The following is a 16,444-nucleotide window of genomic DNA, read 5'->3' on the forward strand; positions in this document are numbered from 1 at the left end:
GCCGACGCGACGGAACGGGCACCCCTCACGCTCGCCTCATGTGAGCTTCAGGTGCGCCTCGATGTGGTCGAGCATCGCGTCCAGCGCCACTTCCAACGGCCTGACCTGGCGCTGCAGTTGGGTGAGGAGAAGGCCGCCCTGGAGCGCGGCGAGTGTCGCGAGGGCGAGGTCGTCGGGGTCGGTGTCGAGTTCACCGCGGTCGCGCATCGCCTGGAGGCCGCCGCGGATCGCCGACTCCCAGCGCAGGAAGCCGCTGGCCGCGGCGAGCCGTGCCTCGGGGTTGGTCTCGGCGATCTCGCTGCCGAGGGAGCCGATCGGGCAGCCGCCGCGGCACTGCATCCGGAGCTGGTACTCCACCAGCGCGTCCCGCCACTGCCGCAGGCCCCGCATGGTGTCGAGTCCGGCGAAGAGCGGTTTCTGCATGTCCAGGACCGCCTCGGTCTGGAACTCGATGACGGCCAGCAGCAGTTCCTGCTTGTCGGCGAAGTAGTGGTAGATCTGCGAGCCGCTCACCCCGGCGGCCGCCCGCACGTCCTCCAGGGTCGCCTCGGTCACGCCCCGCTCGTACATGAGCTGCGCGGCGGCGGCCACGATCCGGCGCCGGGTCTCCTGCCCCTTGCGGGTCAGCTTCTTCTCGGGGGGCCGACGTACCTCGGTGCTCATGCCCACAACGCTAGCAGATTCTGGATTGGACAACCCATTTTTTTCGGACCAGTGTGGGTCGCGCAACCCATTCTTGGAAGGAATCGCCATGGAACTCTCCGACAAGGTCGCCCTCGTCACCGGCTCGACGGGTGGCATCGGCGCCGAGACGGCACGGCTGATGGCCGCGGCCGGCGCCGAGGTCGTCGTCTCCGGCCGCAATGCCGAGCGCGGGGCCGCGACCGTACGGTCGATCACGGACGCCGGTGGCAGGGCGCGCTTCGTCGCCGCCGACCTCACCGACCCGGCCGCGCTGCGCCGCCTCGCCGAAGCGGCCGGGCCCGTCGACATCCTGGTCAACAACGCGGCGATCTTCCCCGGAGCACCGACCGTGGACCAGGACCCGGGCACGCTCGACGAGACCCTCGCGGCCAACGTCCGCGCCCCGTACCTCCTCACCGCCGCCCTGGTGCCCGCGATGATCGCCAAGGGCTCCGGCTCCATCGTCAACGTCAGCACCATGGCCGCCCGGATCGGCCTGCCCGGGCTGTCCGTCTACAGCGCCACCAAGGCCGCGCTGGAGTCGCTGACGCGCACCTGGGCGGCCGAGTTCAGTCCGGCGGGCGTGCGCGTGAACGCCGTAGCGCCCGGTCCCACGCGGACCGACATGGTCCTGGCGAACATGGGTGAGGAGAACGCCGTGCAGTTCGCGAAGACCACCCTGCTCGGCAGGCTCGCGGCCCCGCGCGAGATCGCCGAGGTGATCCTCTTCCTCGCCTCGGACCGCGCGAGCTACCTCACCGGCGCCACCCTCGCGGCCGACGCCGGACGCACCGCCGTCTAGCCGGGAGGGGTGGAAGCCGCGGCGGATCGTGGAGCACTAGCTGAACACGATCATCGAGCCCTGGGCCAGGCTCCGCGTCGCCGCCGCGTGCAGGCCCAGCCACACGTGCCGCTCGCGGGCGAACGGGCTGGGGTCGTACGGTGCGGCCACCGCCGGTTCCTCCAACTCCGTGGGAGCGGAGGGGGGTTCGGGCGTCGCCGGTGGGTTCGCCGGGTCGATACCGATCGTCGGGGCCACGAACTCCAGCTCGCGGAGCAGGGCTTGGGACGAGCCCAACGGGCCGCCGCCCGCGAGGAGTTCGTCGTTCGCGAGCGGGTGCGGGAAGTCGACCGGGACGTAGGCGCCCGCGTGGTCGTAGTGCCAGACCAGGTGCGACTGCTGGGCCGTGGTCTCGAACATCTCCAGGAGCTGTTCGTAGTCGCCGCCCAGTTCGTCCACCGGCGTCACCGGGAGACCGCAGACCTGGAGGAGGTAGGCCCGGCGCAGGAAGTGCAGCGCGTCGTAGTCGAAGCCCGCGACCGGCGCGACCTCGCCGGACAGGCCCGGCATGTACTGGTACACCGGCACCGGGGGGAGCCCGGCCTCGGCCAACAGGGAGTTGTAGAGCGCGAGTTCCTCGGCGAACGGATTGTCGGGGGTGTGGCACAACACGTCGACGAGCGGGACCAGCCACAGGTCACAGGCCAAAAGGGGGCTCCTCGGTTACTCGCTGCGCATCGTGGATCTCGCATGGTGGTCAGGCAAGAGTAGGGGGAAGAGTAGTCGGTGCGGCCCGGGTCAGCTCCCCTCGTGCAGGTCCCATACCCACACGCCGTCCACCCACTTACCGGGTCTGCCGACCAGCTTTTCCACAGCGGTGCGGAGCTTGTCGTCGTTGGGCTGCGGCGCGACCACCAGCGCCCCCGCGTGCCAGAACGCGAAGTCGGCCTTGGCCTGCGCCTGCCAGTTCTTGCCGATGGTGGGGATGACGCCGGTGTAGCGGACGTCACGCAGCATGTTGGAGGTGTAGCGGGGCGAGGCGCCGTAGATGCCGATGCGGTCGGCGCCGTAGGGGCCGTTGAAGTAGCCGCCCGGCATCTTGAAGCCGAGGCCGGACGCCGTCTGCCAGTGCAGGGGCTCCGCCGCGCCGGGGTCGGCCAGCGGGACCGGGACGATGGATTCGCCGGCGCGGACGTACGACTTGTAGGTGCCGTCCGTGAAGAAGGCCGGTACCGCGGCCCGGTCGACCGCCTTCAGGGGCGCCGGGATGATCGGGATCACGGCCATGCACACGGCGAGCAGGCCCACGTACTGCGTGCCGATCTGGCGTGTGGCCGCCAGCTTGTCCACCGCGATCGCCAGCAGCATGCCGAGTGCCGGTGCGCAGATCATCGCGACCCGGCCCTCGATCACCGACTCGAAGAGCGGCTTGTGGGCGAGCAGGGCCCACGGGCCCGGGTAGACCGTGTCCGTGAGCGGGATGCGGATCTTGGGGCCCATCGACAGGATCGCCGCCGCGACCGCCGTGAACGCCAGCGCCTTGACGAGGGCGTGCTCCCACAGTCGTACGACGATGGCGAAGGCGAGGGCGACGAGCGGCCAGCCGTAGAAGGCGTTCTGCTCGGTGGGGTTGAGGGAGAGGGAGTTCGCGCGGACCTCGTTGCCCGCGATCAGGGAGCGTTCGGCGAAGGAGAGCAGGGCGAGCGGGCTGTTGCCGGCGTTGTCGCCGTGCAGGACGCTCTTGTAGCTCTGCGGGCCCATGAACTGGTAGTAGAGCGGGATCAGGATGATCGGCGCGCAGACCCCGGCCGCGATGCCCAGGCCCTTGAGGAGGGGGCGCCAGGACGTCCGGACGACATCCCTGTTGAGGACTCCGTAGGACGCGGCGAACAGGACCATGCCGATCGACGCGAGGAGGAGCGGCTCCTCGCCGAGGAAGATCTGGTAGGCCGCCATCACGCCGAGCACGATGCCGTCGCGGACCACCCGCGTGCCCGCGCACAGGCGCAGGGCGCGGTCGATGATCAGCGGGATCATGAAGAGGATGACGAAGTTCGGGTGCGCGTTGGCGTGGCTGACCATCGGCGGGGCGAAGGCCGCCAGCGAGGCGCCGACGAAGGCCGCGGCCCGTTGCCGTACGACGCGCTTCACGATCAGCCAGTACCAGGCGGCGGCCGTGGCCGCGAGGCCGAGCGCCATGCAGACGCTGAGCGAGACCGCGGGTCCGGCCAGCAGGGTGAGGGGCGCGAAGGGCACCGACAGGCCCAGCATGACCGTGTTGGCCATGAGGTTCACGCCGTCGGGGAAACCCTGGAGGTTCGAGAAGAACGGGTTGTGGAAGTGGGCCACGTTGTCGGCCGTGACCGCGAAGAACCACTCCCACTGGTTCTGGTCCTGAAGCGAGTCCTCCAGGTAGCGGTGGTTCGGGTCGAAGAAGCGGCCCGAGTAGAGGGCGACCGACATCAGGAGGAAGAGGACGGTGACCAGGATGTCGACCGGGCGCAGGGAGCGGGCGCGGAGGCGGCCGAGTTCGGTGAGGACCTTGGCGTAGTCGAGGGGGCGTACCTTCGAGCCGGACTGGTGGGCCCAGCGCACCGGGACCTCGGCGACCTCCCAGTCGGCGCGGCGGAAGTGCTGGAGGACCTCTACGTCGATGCCCCAGCCGTTGATGCGGGACGCGGCGAAGGCCTCGCGGGCGCGGTCGCCCTCGAACAGCTTGAAGCCGCACTGGGTGTCGCGTATGCCGGGCACCGCGGCCTGGCGTATGAGGAAGTTGCCCGCGCGGCCCAGGAGTTCGCGTATCGGATGCTGGTGGCTCTCGATCGTCGCGCCCGGCGCGGCCCGGGAGCCGATCGCGGCCGCGTGGCCCTCGCTCAGCTCCTTGTCGAGTTTCTCCAACTCCTCGATGGGCGCGGCCAGATCGGCGTCGGTGACCAGGACCCGGTGCCCGCGCGTGGCGGCGACGCCGAGGCGCAGGGCGTGGCCCTTGCCGCGGTTGCGGGGGCTGGTGACCAGCTGCACACGGGGGTCGGCGCGGGAGATGACGACCTCGCGGGTCCCGTCGTCGGAGCCGTCGTCGGCGACGATGATCTCCCAGTCGCCGAAGCGGCCCTCGTTGTCGCCCAGATACATGGTGATCGCGTCGAGCGTCGGCCCGAGCCGCCGCTCCTCGTTGTAGGCGGGCACGACGACACTGAGGTCCACGACGGCGACACTGGGCTCCACGGCCGGAGTGGCCCTTTCCGGTCCGGTCACCGGGCGGCCAGCCGCTCGATGAGGTCGAGGGAGTGCGTGTTGTACGCCAGGACGATCGAGCGCGCGGCCGGGGTGTCGCGCCGCGCCAGGGCGTCGACCAGTTCGGTGTGCTCGGACCACAGGCGGCCGCGCAGATCGCTCAGCCGGCGCAGATGCTGCACCGTGCACACCCAGGACTGGACGCGCAGCCGGTGCAGGAAGTCGCCGAGGTAGGGGTTGCCGAACATGGCGCTCAACTCGCGCCAGAAGCGCAGGTCGTAGCCGATCAGGACGGAGAGGTCACCGGCGTCGGCGGCGCGCTGCGCCTCCTCGCCGCGGCGGCGGACACCGGCGAGCGCGGCGACCGTACGGGGGTCGTCGGTGCGGTCGAAGACGGGGTGCCCCTCGGTCAGGGCCAGGAACATGCCCTCGGTGACCAGGGCGCGGGCCTCGATCATCCCGCGGTGGTCGGCCACCGAGTACTCGTGGACGCGGAAGCCGCGGTGCTGGTCGGCTTCCAGGAGTCCCTGCGCGGAGAGATCGACGAGCGCTTCCCGGACCGGAGTCGCGGAGACGCCGTACTGCTCGGCGATCTCCTTCACCGTGAACTCCTGACCGGGCTGGAGCCGGCCCGCCAGGACCTCGTCGCGCAACGCGTCGGCGATCTGCTGCCGCAGGGTGCTGCGGGTCACGGCGCCGCTGCCGCTGCTTCCTCCGGGCATCGTCGGGGCGTCTCCCTCGTCGCGTTCGATGGCGTACTCGTATATGTCTACGAGCACGCCACCTTACGCGTTCGGGTTCCCGTCCTGCCCGGATGCGGGCACCAGTTGAACGGACCCGCCCATTCCGGGTGCTAAGAGGTGTATTCGGCGCCGAATTGCACGCGGTTCTACGCGGTGAATTCGTCCGCGACGGAGAGCGCCGCGTCCAGAGCCGCGAGGCCCTCCTTCAATTCGGCCTCGGTCACGTTGAGCGGCGGCACGACGTGCGTCCGGTTCATGTTGATGAACGGCCACAGTCCCTGCTGCTTGGCGGCGGCTCCGAAGGCGGCCATCGCCGCGTTCGCCTCACCGGCCGCGTTGTACGGCACCAGCGGCTCGCGCGTCTCCCTGTCCTTCACCAGCTCCAGTGCCCAGAACATGCCGACCCCGCGCACCTCGCCGACGCTCGGGTGCCGCTCGGCCAGCGCCCGCAGCGCGGGCTCGACGACGGTCGTGCCAAGGGTCTTCGCATTCTCTACGACCCCCTCCTCGGCCATCACATTGATCGTCGCGACGGCCGCGGCACAGGCCAGCGGGTGCCCGGAGTACGTCAGCCCGCCCGGGTAGGGCCGCTTGCCGAAGGTGTCCGCGATCGCGCCGGAGATGGCGACACCGCCGAGCGGCACGTAGCCGGAGTTCACGCCCTTCGCGAAGGTCATCAGGTCCGGTACGACGTCGAACAGATCCGCCGCGAACCACTCACCGGTCCGCCCGAACCCGGCCATCACCTCGTCCAGGATGAAGACGATCCCGTACTTGTCGCAGATCTCACGGACCCCGGCGAGATAGCCGGGCGGCGGGACCATGATCCCGGCGGTACCCGGAACGGTCTCCAGGACGATCGCGGCGATCGTGCCCGGCCCCTCGAAGGCGATCGTCGTCTCCAGGTGTTCCAGGGCGCGCTCGCACTCCTGCGCCTCGGTCTCGGCGTAGAAACGGGACCGGTACAGGAAGGGCGCCCAGAAGTGCACGACCCCGGCGGCGGCGCTGTCGCTGGCCCAACGGCGGGGATCGCCGGTGAGGTTGATCGCCTGCTGCGTACCGCCGTGGTAGGAGCGGTAGGCGGACATCACCTTGGGGCGGCCGGTGTGCAGCCGGGCCATGCGCGTCGCGTGCTCGATCGCGTCCGCGCCGCCGTTGGTGAAGAAGATCTTGTCCAGGTCCCCGGGCGTCCGCTCGGCGATGAGCCGGGCCGCCTCCGAGCGGGCCTCGATCGCGAACGCGGGCGCGAAGGTCGTCATCGTCGCGGCCTGCTCCTGGATCGCGGCGACGACCTTCGGGTGCTGGTAGCCGATGTTCGTGTAGACGAGCCCGCTGGTGAAGTCCAGGTAGCGCTTGCCGTCGTAGTCCCAGAAGTACGACCCCTCCGCGCCGGCCACGGCGAGCGGGTCGATGAGCTCCTGCGCGGACCAGGAGTGGAACACGTGCGCACGGTCCGCGGCCTTCACGGCGGCGCCGGCCTGGGGGTTGGGCTGAGGGGTCATGCGGGTGAGCGTAAATGTCCGCGATACGGAAACGGAATCGGCGTCCTGTCTGTGGTCGGGGGGTTTCCGCGACAGGTTGTCCAGGGTGGGGCGGGCGGTCCGGTGTGTGTGGGCGCTGGAAGCTGGGGGTGAAACTAACCGCTGTCCACCCATGTGACCGGTTAGAAATGACCCCAGCCTGCAGAGGGGGACGGCGTCTCCCGTTACGGAACCGTAGACACCGGGCCGGCCGTCTCGTCGATTCCCCGCACTATTCTCGGTCTGTCGCGGAGCACGGGGCACGGGGCACGGTGCACAGGGGCGCGACCGGGGCGTGACCGGGGAATTCAGGGGAGGCGGCGCGGTCGTGGAGAAACTGGGGGCGGCCGATCCGCAGCGGATCGGGGCGTACCGGCTGCTGGCCCGGCTGGGGGCCGGTGGCATGGGGCACGTGTATCTGGCCCGGTCGGACCGGGGACGCACGGTCGCCGTGAAGCTGGTGCGGGAGGACCTCGCCGCGCAGGAGGAGTTCCGGGCGCGGTTCCGGCAGGAGGTGCGGGCCGCGCGACGGGTCGGCGGCCACTGGACGGCACCCGTGCTGGACGCGGACACCGAGGCCGAGGTGCCGTGGGTGGCCACCGGGTACGTAGCCGGGCCGAGCCTGCAACAGGTCGTCGGGCGCGATCACGGGGCACTGCCCGAGCGGTCGGTACGGATCCTCGCGGCCGGGCTCGCGCACGCGCTCCAGGACATCCACGCCGCCGGCATCGTCCACCGCGACCTCAAGCCGTCCAACGTGCTGGTGACCATCGACGGCCCCCGTGTCATCGACTTCGGCATAGCGCGGGCCCTGGAGACACAGGCCGGCGACGGACTCACCCGCACCGGCTCGCTGGTCGGCTCGCCCGGTTTCATGGCGCCGGAACAGGTGCGGGGCGACCGCATCACCCCGGCGTGCGACGTCTTCTGCCTCGGTTCCGTCCTCGCCTACGCCGCGACCGGCACCCTTCCCTTCGGCGCCGCGAACAGCGGTGTCCACGCCCTGATGTTCCGCATCGCCCAGGAGGAACCCGACCTGTCGGGCGTCCCCGAGGGCATCGCCGACCTTGTCCGCGACTGCCTCCGCAAGGACCCGGCCACCCGCCCCACCCTCAACCGCATCCTCGACCGCACGGGCGCCGAGGACACCGTCTCCGGCGGCCGGTCCCGCGACCCGTGGCTGCCGGGTGCCCTGGTCGCCCAACTCGGGCGGCACGCCGTGCAGTTGCTGGACGCGGAGGACCCGGAGACGACGGAGCTGGAACGGGTGGACCCGGAGAAGGGGCAGCCGGGGGAGGGCGGTTCGGAGGCCGGGAGCGCGGAGGGTTCCGAGGCGGGGGGTATGGAGGGCGCAGGGGGTACGGAGGGCGCGGAGGCGGAAGGTGCGGCTGTGGTTCAGCGAGCCACGCCTACGCCCGCCTCCACACCTACGCCCGCCTCCACGCCTGCACCCGCTCCCGCTTCTGCGCCCGCTCCCGTCCCCGCGGAGAAGCCGGACCCGTTCAGCAAGACCCCCGTCACCCGCACCCCCATCACCCGCACACCCGCCGCCGTCGCCGAGGCCTCCCCCGAGCACGCCCCCGCCTCCGACGAGTCCTCCCCGGCACCACCCGCACCGGCGCCCGTCGCGGCGCCGGACAGCCACCTCCCGACGGTGGTCGCGGGCCCGGCCGGAGCCACCCGGACACCGCCTCCCCCACAGCCCCCGCACCCGGCCTACGGCTACCCGCAACAGCACCCCCAGCCCTCCGCCGCCCCCGACTACCCCCAGCCCCCCGCCCGCCAACTCCTCGGCTGGGGCGGCCAGGTGCCGTACAACCCCTACCCCCACAACGGCGGCCTGGGCGCCACCCCGCCCTACGGCCCGGGGCCGGTCGGAGTGGCCCCGGTGTACGGGGAACCCCAGCCGCCGCGCAGGAACGGCAGGTCGACCGCACTCCTCGTCGTGGTCGCGCTGGTCGTCGCGCTGGGCGCCGGTGGTTCGGTGTACGCGTTGATGAAGGGCGGGAGCAACAGCGGCCGTACGAAGGCCGGTTCGGGCGGTCAGGCCACCAGCGCCGCGCCCACGACCCCGGGGCCGAGCACGGGGGAGCCGACGCCGAGCCGATCGCCCTCACCCTCTCCGACGACGTCCGGCGACGGTGCCGTACCCAGCGGATACCTCGGCACCTGGAACGCGTCCATCGACAACGCCACGGGCCACAACACCCGCCAACTCACCATCCGGCAGGGGAAGGTGGGGTCCCCGGTGCTCACCCTCGTCGCGGACGGCCCCGGCTACCACTGCGAGTTCAGCGCGGACCTCGCCCACGAGCCGGGCGGGGAGAGCCCGTTGGCGATCGGGGCGTCCACCGTCACCTCCGGGAAGCCGCTCTCGTCGTGCAACCCGGGTTCCGCCACCGAGATCACCCTGCTGTCGGACACCACGCTGGAGCGGGTGAACACCAGCAACGGGGAGAAGCTGACGTACACGAAGGCGGGCTGAGCACCCTCCACCACTCGCGTCACAACTCCCTTCACTGAAGGGCCAGTTGAACGTCACGCGAACTTCGGCCAAGACCCCCTGCGTGTTTTCCGGTACCGCTCGTACCGTGACCCCACGATCCGGCTGGGGAGCGGGGGCCCGCAGTGGAGTGGCTGAGCGCTGAGAACGTCGTCGCCGTGGGCACGGCGGTGCTCGGCATCGTCGCGTCCGGCGTGATGGTCTGGTACGAACGCCGGGTGCCGCGCCGCAAGCGGATCGGCTACCGCGTCCAGATGGACAACCCCATAGGCGACGACGTCCGTTCGGGCCGGGCGAACAGACGCCTGGGCCTCTTCGACGAGGTCCCCGGCATGTCCGACGCCACCCTCGTCCTGCTGCGCATCGAGAACGACGGTTCGCAGAGCATCGCCGACAACGACTACACCGGGCGTGAACTCCACGGCCTCACCGCGGTGTTCACCGACCGTACGATCCGCGGTGTCTCGGTCACCCAGCCGGTCGGCACCGACCATCTGATGGACCACTTCACCCCGGCGGCCGGTCTCGGCTACGACGGCAACACCCTGCGCATCCCGCGCGTCCCGCTCAACCGCGGCGACCACTTCAAGCTGCTGGTGCTGCTGTCCGGCGGCGACGTCGGCTGCCCGATCCGGCTCATCGGCGGCATCCGCGACGGCGAGGTGCACCCCAACCGCAGCGCGACCCCGGACGAGACGCTGCCCCTCTTCAGCCGCGCCTCCCGGCTGATCACCATCATGCTCACGGTGTGCGTGGTGACGCTGGCCACGATCGTCATCGCCCGTGACGACACCCCGCCGCCCCTCGGCTGCGAGAAGGGCACGCTGCGGATCACCGGCTCGACGGCCTTCGCGCCCGTGACCCAGGAGCTGGCGAAGCAGTACGAGAAGGACTGCGAGGACTCCCGCATCACGGTGGACGCGCGGGGCAGCGCGGCCGGAGTCGCCGAACTCGCGTCCCTGGGCGACCAGTCGGCGAGCAGCGCCCGCTCGGTGATCGCCTTCTCCGACGGCGCCGCCACCGAGGGAACCGGTGAACTCTTCGGTACCCGGGTCGCGTTGTCGGTGTTCACCCTCGTCGTCAACAACGGTGTCCACCTCCCGCACGGCCTCTCCCTGGCCGACGTACGCCGGATCTACCGCGGCCAGGTCACCCGGTGGAGGCAGCTCGGCGCCGGCCTTCCGGACCTGCCCATCGTGCTGGTCAGCCGCAACGCCGACTCCGGTACCCGGCAGATCTTCCAGCAGCGGGTGCTGGACAGTTGGGAACGGGTCCCCAGCACGTCACTGGACTGCGTCCACAAGGACGACGGCTCCGCCCCCGTCACACGCTGCGAACTCGACTCCACGGAGAAGGTGCTGGACAAGGTCGCCGAAGTCCCGGGCGCCCTCGGCTACAGCGAGGTCACCCTTGCGACCGGACACAAGGGCCTGCGCCCGGTGCCTCTCGACGGCGCGCCGGCCTCGGTCTCGGACATCGAGTACGGCAAGAGCGAGTACCCGTACCGAGGCGTCGAGTACGCCTACACCTACGACCGCCCGGCCGCCGGCTCCCTCGCCGCGAGCTTCCTCGCCTACGTCGGCCAGGGCACCGGTGAGAACGTCATCCGCGCCCACGGTCACCTGCCGTGCTCGGCGACCCAGTCGACGGGGTTGTGCGCGGACGGCTGAGCGGTCCACCCCACCCCACCTCACCTCGGCTCCGGCGGCCGCTGCCGCGGCATGTTCGGCCGGCTGCCGCCGCCCGGCCCCGGCGGCTGCGGGAACCTGCCCTGGACGACGGTCCCCTCCTGCCGGCTCCCGGGGACCACCGCCGACTGGATGCCCAGCGGCCCCGCCCCGGTCCGGAACTCCACCATCCAGTCGGCGGTCTCCACCCGGACCAGTTCCGTCACGTCCTCCGAGAAGCGCCGCAGCACCCCGAGGCACCGGTCCACGGCCTCGCTCGCCGTGCCTTCTGCGGGCCCCAGGAACTCCCGCACACCCTCCGACGCCCAGTCGAACTGGAGCACCTGAAGACGCCGCTGCACGGCCTGCGCCGTAGCGACGTCCCTCATCCAGCCGGACGTCATCCCGAAGAACCGGTCCCCGGCCACGCACGCGGCCCCCAGCAGCAGCGCCAGATAGCCCCAGGCGGCCAGCCCGCCCACCACCCCGGTGAGGTCCAGCAGGGGCAGCGCGGCCCCCGCCAGCGTGCCCAGCGCCGCGCCCGCGCGCAGCATCCGCGCCCCGCGCCGCTTCCACACCCGGTCCGTGAGATAGCGGGCCGCCGTCTCCAGCGCCCCGCGCTCGACCCACCGGTACAGCTCGTCCAGCCGGGCCGTCGGCTCGCCCCAGTCCCCGAGCGGAAACGTCCGCCCGGCCAGATCGCCGCCTTCGGGCTGAATCTCCGGCTGACCCACCCGGCACTCCCTTACGTCGTGTGACACCTGATGCTGATGTGCCGGACCCTTCCTACCGCCCAATGGGTGGCGAAGGATCTGGTTTCACCTCTTTTCCGCCCGGAAGTGGGTCTTGATCAGGTATAGGACACGGTGAAGACTCACTCGAAAGAGTGCTGAAGCGATGACTGCCCGGACCACGTAGGCTCGTGCCGAGCGGGGAAATCCTCGCCCATACAGCCGTACAGACAGCCATGCGGACAGTCGTAGGAAACCAGGAGCTGATCGTGATTCCCGGTGGTGGCCAGCCCAATATGCAGCAGCTGCTCCAGCAGGCCCAGAAGATGCAGCAGGACCTGGCGAACGCGCAGGAGGAGCTGGCGCGGACCGAGGTCGACGGACAGGCGGGCGGCGGGCTGGTCAAGGCCACCGTCACCGGCTCCGGCGAGCTGCGCGCACTGAAGATCGACCCGAAGGCGGTCGACCCCGAGGACACCGAAACGCTCGCGGACCTGATCGTCGCGGCCGTCCAGGCGGCCAACGAGAACGCGCAGACCCTCCAGCAGCAGAAGCTCGGCCCGCTCGCGCAGGGCCTGGGCGGCGGCAGCGGTATCCCCGGTCTGCCTTTCTAAGACGGCCCGCGGCCAACTACGGTACGTACGGCACGTACCGCACGACTTCCAGGAAGGGCAGGCAGTCCGTTGTACGAAGGCGTGGTCCAGGACCTCATCGACGAATTGGGGCGACTCCCCGGCGTCGGTCCCAAGAGCGCGCAGCGGATCGCCTTCCACATCCTCCAGGCCGAGCCGACGGACGTACGCCGGCTCGCGCAGTGCCTGATGGAGGTCAAGGCGAAGGTCCGCTTCTGCGCGACCTGCGGAAACGTCGCGCAGGAAGAGCTGTGCGGGATCTGCCGCGACCCGCGCCGCGATCTCTCGGTCATCTGCGTGGTCGAGGAGCCCAAGGACGTCGTGGCGGTCGAACGCACTCGCGAATTCCGGGGCAAGTACCACGTCCTGGGCGGCGCGATCAGCCCGATCGAAGGTGTCGGACCCGACGACCTGCGTATACGAGAACTTCTCGCGCGGTTGGCCGACGGTACGGTCACGGAACTGATCCTTGCCACGGACCCCAATCTGGAAGGCGAGGCCACGGCCACGTACCTCGCCCGCATGATCAAGCCCATGGGCCTCAAGGTCACCCGCCTGGCCAGCGGCCTCCCGGTGGGCGGCGACCTGGAATACGCGGACGAGGTGACCCTCGGCCGCGCCTTCGAGGGGAGACGACTCCTAGATGTCTGACGCCACGCTGCATGCCACCGCACAGGACCCGGACGACTTCGCGGTCCAGATCGCGGACCAGGTCGAGAGCTTCCTGGTGGCCGTGTTCGAGGTCGCGAAGGGCGAGGACCCCGACTCTGCGGTCCCCTTCCTCCTCCTTGAGGTGTCCCAACTCCTCCTGGCGGGCGGCCGTTTGGGCGCGCACGAGGACATCCTCCCGGACGAGCGCTACGAGCCCGACCTGGGCCCGGAGCCGGACGTGGACGAGATCCGCGAGCGCTTCGCGGTGATGCTGGAGCCGATCGACGTGTACTCGGAGGTCTTCGACCCCTACGAGCCGCGCAAGGCCCCGGTACCGGCCCGTATCTCCGACGACCTCGCGGACGTCATCACCGACCTCCGCCACGGCATGGCCCACTACCGCGCCGGCCGCACCACCGAGGCCCTGTGGTGGTGGCAGTTCTCCTACTTCTCCAACTGGGGCTCCACCGCCTCGGCCACCCTCCGCGCCCTCCAGTCCCTGGTCGCCCACGTCCGCCTCAACCAGCCCCTCCCGGAACTGGACGGCCTGGACACGGACCAGAGCGTCATGGGTGACGAGACGCTGGAGTTCGAGGCGGGCGCGGTGATGGCGGAGGAGATCGCGGGGCCGTTGGGGATCCGGCCGGTGAAGTAGTCAATCAGCTGGTCAATCAGCGGTCTTTTCAAGCAGGTTGTGGGGCGCGGCGAGTACGCTGCGCCCCACAGTGCGTGTACGGGGATGTGCGGGTACGGGGACGAGGGGGACGCCCGATGGCGGACGAGGCATGGGCGGGACTGGCCGAGGCGATCGGCGCGATCCGCGCGGAGCTTCAGCAGGCGGCGCGGGACGGGGCCGGGCAGGAGATCCAGTTCCGGACCGGCCCGGTGGAGATCGAGTTCGCCGTGGACGTGAAGAAGGACGGGGAGGCACGGGCGAAGGTCTTGGTGCTCCCGTTCGGCGCGGAGGCGAAGGCCTCGCGGTAGAAGGGCACGACGAGCCGCGTGAAGCTCACGCTCCAGCCGGTCGATGCCGAGGGCACGGATCTGCGTATCACGGACGACTCGGGGGAACGCCCCAAGTAACGGGGAGCACGGGGGTGTTGGCCTGTGGCTGTGGACGTGCGGCGGGTCGTGGAGATCTGGAATCCGGTCGGGAAGTGTTCGGGGACCGGGTATTTGATCGCGGATGACCTTGTCCTGACGGCTCTTCATAACGTGCTGGGCTGTGGGGGCTTGGAGGTCAGGGGTCTCGACGGCGACTCCAAATGGCTTGCGGCGGAAGTGTTGTGGCCACTGACGGAGCCACTGCCTGATCTGGAGCGGGAGCCTCAGGCGGACGGGGCGTTGGTCAGGATCACGGATGCGGGATGGCTCCCGCCGGTGGGTACTGAACCCGTCCGTTGGGGCCGGATCGACGGCGGCCCGGTTGTAGCGGATGAGGGACGGTTGGCGTGTGTCGCGGTCGGCTTCCCCAGGTCCGAGGTACGGGACGGCATCCGGGACACGAAGGAGATCCGCGGCCACATCGAGAGGCTTACGGGGCTCAAATCGGGTGGGCTGATCACGGCGTACGTCGATGGAGTCGCCGTTCCTGGCAAGCGGGACGAGAAGTCGGCGTGGGCGGGGGCGTCCGGGGCGGCGTTGTTCGTGCGGGGGCGGCTCATCGGGGTCGTGACGACCGACCGGCGGCGGGATTACGACGGTGACCAGCTCACGGCGGTGTCGGTGGTGGGGTTGGCGGCGCGGCCCGGGTTTGTGGCGGCGGTGGGGGAGTTGGTTCCGGAGGACGTCACGGTTGCGGACCGGGAGGGACCGCCGCGTAGGGCAACGGTGTACGACGTCGAAGTCCCGCCGGGTGTGAACAACCTGCCGGAGATGCCGTCGCCGATTTTCGTGGGCAGGGTGGAGGTGATGGCGGAGCTGGAGCGGGCTCTTTCGGCGGAGTCGCAGACGATCACGCAGACGGTGCACGGGCTTGGGGGTGTCGGGAAGACGACTCTTGCCTTGCACTACGCGCATGACCATGCGGGGGCGTATCGGTTGGTGTGGTGGATTCGCTCGGACACGCCTGAGCTGATCGAGGCGGGTTTCGCGGCCCTGACTGTTCGGCTGCGGGGCGAGGAGTCGTCGGACCTCACGACTACGCAGGCCGCCGAGTGGGCGGTGGGGTGGTTGCAGACACACCCTGGGTGGCTGCTGGTTTTCGACAACGCGGAGAAGCCGGGGGATGTGCATGCCTGGACGGGCCAACTACGGGCTTCTGGGCGTCACTTGATCACGAGCCGGTACAAGCGGGGTTGGGTGTGCGACCCGATCTCGTTGTCTGTGCTGGATCAGGAGGCTTCGCTGACCCTTCTGTCAGGTCTCGTCGGGAACGGTGAGGAAGACGAGGCCCGCGCGCTGGCGGACGAACTCGGTCATCTGCCGCTCGCTCTGGAACAGGCCGGCGCCTTCATCGCGCAGAGGGAGGTCTCGATCGCGGCGTACCGGGCCATGCTGGAGCAGTATCCGGCGCGTGCGGCGGCTGCGGCACCGGGCGGCTTTGACCCTGAGCGGACGGTCGCGCGGATCTGGCGCATCACGCTGGACGTGCTTGAGGAGCAGGATCCCAGGGCGGTGGAGATCTTGCGGATCGCGGCGTGGTACGCCCCGACAGGCATTCCGCGATCTCTGTTCGAGCCGCTCGCCGAGGACCCGGTGGACCTTGCCCAGCTCCTGGGGCTGTTGGCCGACTACAACATGATCACGCTCGACCGGACGGGGGTCGGCATCCACCTCATGGTCCAGATGGTGGCTCGCACACCGTCGGCGGACGATCCGCATCGTGATCAGGCACGCATCCTGGCCGCGCGTGAACGGGCCACGGAGCTGATGCTTGACGAGCTTCCGCGCGATCCCAGGGGAAACGTTGCGGGCTGGCCGACTTGGAGAGCCCTGCTTCCCCACGTCGAAGCCATCCTCGATGCGTTCGAACCGGGCGAGGACACGGTTGAGATTGTGTCGATCGTGACTCTGACGGGACAGTTTCTCCAGGAGCAAGGGCAGTTGAGTCAGGCAACCGACTGCTTGAGTCGCTCTCTGGTAGCCGCTACTCGGCTCTTCGGTGACGATGACCCGAGCACGCTGGTTTCGCGGAACAACCTGGCTGCCGCGTATGAGGTGTCGGGGGATATGGCGCGAGCGATCCCGCTCTACGAACAGGCACTTGCCGGTTGTCTTCGTGTACTGGGCGAGGACCACCCGACGACAAAGACCGTCCTCGAAAATCTGGCCGTCGCGCGCGCCCAACACCCCTGAC

14 protein-coding genes are annotated in these 16,444 nt (G+C 70.2%); 8 read left to right on the plus strand and 6 right to left on the minus strand.

Features of this window, described 5'->3' with window-relative positions; all coding sequences use genetic code 11:
* Positions 1 to 36: 36 nt before the first annotated feature.
* Positions 37 to 663 (minus strand): TetR/AcrR family transcriptional regulator, encoded by a 627-nt coding sequence (locus tag ACGFY9_RS02385; protein WP_393751112.1) that lies wholly within the window; start codon positions 661 to 663, stop codon positions 37 to 39.
* An 88-nt stretch (positions 664 to 751) separates the two neighbouring features.
* Between ACGFY9_RS02385 and ACGFY9_RS02390 the strand changes: the two genes are divergently transcribed.
* The gene (locus tag ACGFY9_RS02390) at positions 752 to 1,486 is read left to right on the plus strand and encodes an SDR family NAD(P)-dependent oxidoreductase (RefSeq protein ID WP_393751114.1); all 735 of its coding nucleotides are present in this window, start codon (positions 752 to 754) and stop codon (positions 1,484 to 1,486) included.
* Between the two features lie 36 nt (positions 1,487 to 1,522).
* Here ACGFY9_RS02390 and ACGFY9_RS02395 read toward each other — a convergent pair whose 3' ends face one another.
* The 4 genes from ACGFY9_RS02395 to ACGFY9_RS02410 all read right to left on the minus strand — a co-directional run bounded on the left by ACGFY9_RS02395 (position 1,523) and on the right by ACGFY9_RS02410 (position 6,944).
* A complete protein-coding gene (locus tag ACGFY9_RS02395; RefSeq protein WP_366494480.1) occupies positions 1,523 to 2,173 on the minus strand; it encodes a hypothetical protein in 651 nt (216 codons plus the stop codon).
* 90 nt (positions 2,174 to 2,263) lie between these two features.
* Positions 2,264 to 4,690 carry a dolichyl-phosphate beta-glucosyltransferase gene (locus ACGFY9_RS02400; protein ID WP_393751116.1) on the minus strand — a complete coding sequence of 809 codons (2,427 nt, stop codon included), beginning with the start codon at positions 4,688 to 4,690 and terminating at the stop codon, positions 2,264 to 2,266.
* 26 nt (positions 4,691 to 4,716) lie between these two features.
* A complete protein-coding gene (locus tag ACGFY9_RS02405) occupies positions 4,717 to 5,421 on the minus strand; it encodes a GntR family transcriptional regulator (RefSeq protein WP_393751767.1) in 705 nt (234 codons plus the stop codon).
* 167 nt (positions 5,422 to 5,588) lie between these two features.
* Positions 5,589 to 6,944: an aspartate aminotransferase family protein gene (locus ACGFY9_RS02410; protein WP_393751118.1), complete on the minus strand. Its 1,356-nt coding sequence runs from the start codon at positions 6,942 to 6,944 to the stop codon at positions 5,589 to 5,591.
* 346 nt (positions 6,945 to 7,290) lie between these two features.
* Between ACGFY9_RS02410 and ACGFY9_RS02415 the strand changes: the two genes are divergently transcribed.
* Together ACGFY9_RS02415 and ACGFY9_RS02420 are read left to right on the plus strand one after the other, a co-directional pair.
* Positions 7,291 to 9,447: a serine/threonine-protein kinase gene (locus tag ACGFY9_RS02415; RefSeq protein WP_393751120.1), complete on the plus strand. Its 2,157-nt coding sequence runs from the start codon at positions 7,291 to 7,293 to the stop codon at positions 9,445 to 9,447.
* A gap of 143 nt (positions 9,448 to 9,590) precedes the next feature.
* Positions 9,591 to 11,135, plus strand: coding sequence for a PstS family phosphate ABC transporter substrate-binding protein (locus ACGFY9_RS02420; protein ID WP_393751122.1), 1,545 nt, complete (start codon positions 9,591 to 9,593; stop codon positions 11,133 to 11,135).
* Between the two features lie 20 nt (positions 11,136 to 11,155).
* Here the strand turns inward: ACGFY9_RS02420 and ACGFY9_RS02425 are convergent, their stop codons facing one another.
* On the minus strand, positions 11,156 to 11,866 hold the full coding sequence (locus tag ACGFY9_RS02425; RefSeq protein WP_393751124.1) for an SLATT domain-containing protein: 711 nt from the start codon (positions 11,864 to 11,866) through the stop codon (positions 11,156 to 11,158).
* A 266-nt stretch (positions 11,867 to 12,132) separates the two neighbouring features.
* On the opposite strand from ACGFY9_RS02425, the gene ACGFY9_RS02430 reads away from it, so the two are divergent.
* From ACGFY9_RS02430 to ACGFY9_RS02450, 5 genes are all read left to right on the plus strand, one after another.
* Positions 12,133 to 12,477 (plus strand): YbaB/EbfC family nucleoid-associated protein, encoded by a 345-nt coding sequence (locus tag ACGFY9_RS02430; protein WP_356053061.1) that lies wholly within the window; start codon positions 12,133 to 12,135, stop codon positions 12,475 to 12,477.
* A 69-nt stretch (positions 12,478 to 12,546) separates the two neighbouring features.
* Positions 12,547 to 13,146 carry a recombination mediator RecR gene (gene recR / locus ACGFY9_RS02435; protein ID WP_019070339.1) on the plus strand — a complete coding sequence of 200 codons (600 nt, stop codon included), beginning with the start codon at positions 12,547 to 12,549 and terminating at the stop codon, positions 13,144 to 13,146.
* Complete coding sequence (locus ACGFY9_RS02440; RefSeq protein WP_393751126.1) at positions 13,139 to 13,801, plus strand: DUF5063 domain-containing protein; 663 nt, start codon at positions 13,139 to 13,141, stop codon at positions 13,799 to 13,801. Before recR ends, ACGFY9_RS02440 begins: the two co-directional genes overlap by 8 nt.
* A 116-nt stretch (positions 13,802 to 13,917) precedes the next feature.
* On the plus strand, positions 13,918 to 14,130 hold the full coding sequence (locus ACGFY9_RS02445) for a trypco2 family protein (RefSeq protein ID WP_393751128.1): 213 nt from the start codon (positions 13,918 to 13,920) through the stop codon (positions 14,128 to 14,130).
* A 123-nt stretch (positions 14,131 to 14,253) separates the two neighbouring features.
* The gene (locus ACGFY9_RS02450; protein WP_393751130.1) at positions 14,254 to 16,443 is read left to right on the plus strand and encodes a tetratricopeptide repeat protein; all 2,190 of its coding nucleotides are present in this window, start codon (positions 14,254 to 14,256) and stop codon (positions 16,441 to 16,443) included.
* Position 16,444 lies beyond the last annotated feature (1 nt).

Source organism: Streptomyces sp. NPDC048504, assembly GCF_043200035.1.
Classification (GTDB): Bacteria; Actinomycetota; Actinomycetes; order Streptomycetales; family Streptomycetaceae; genus Streptomyces.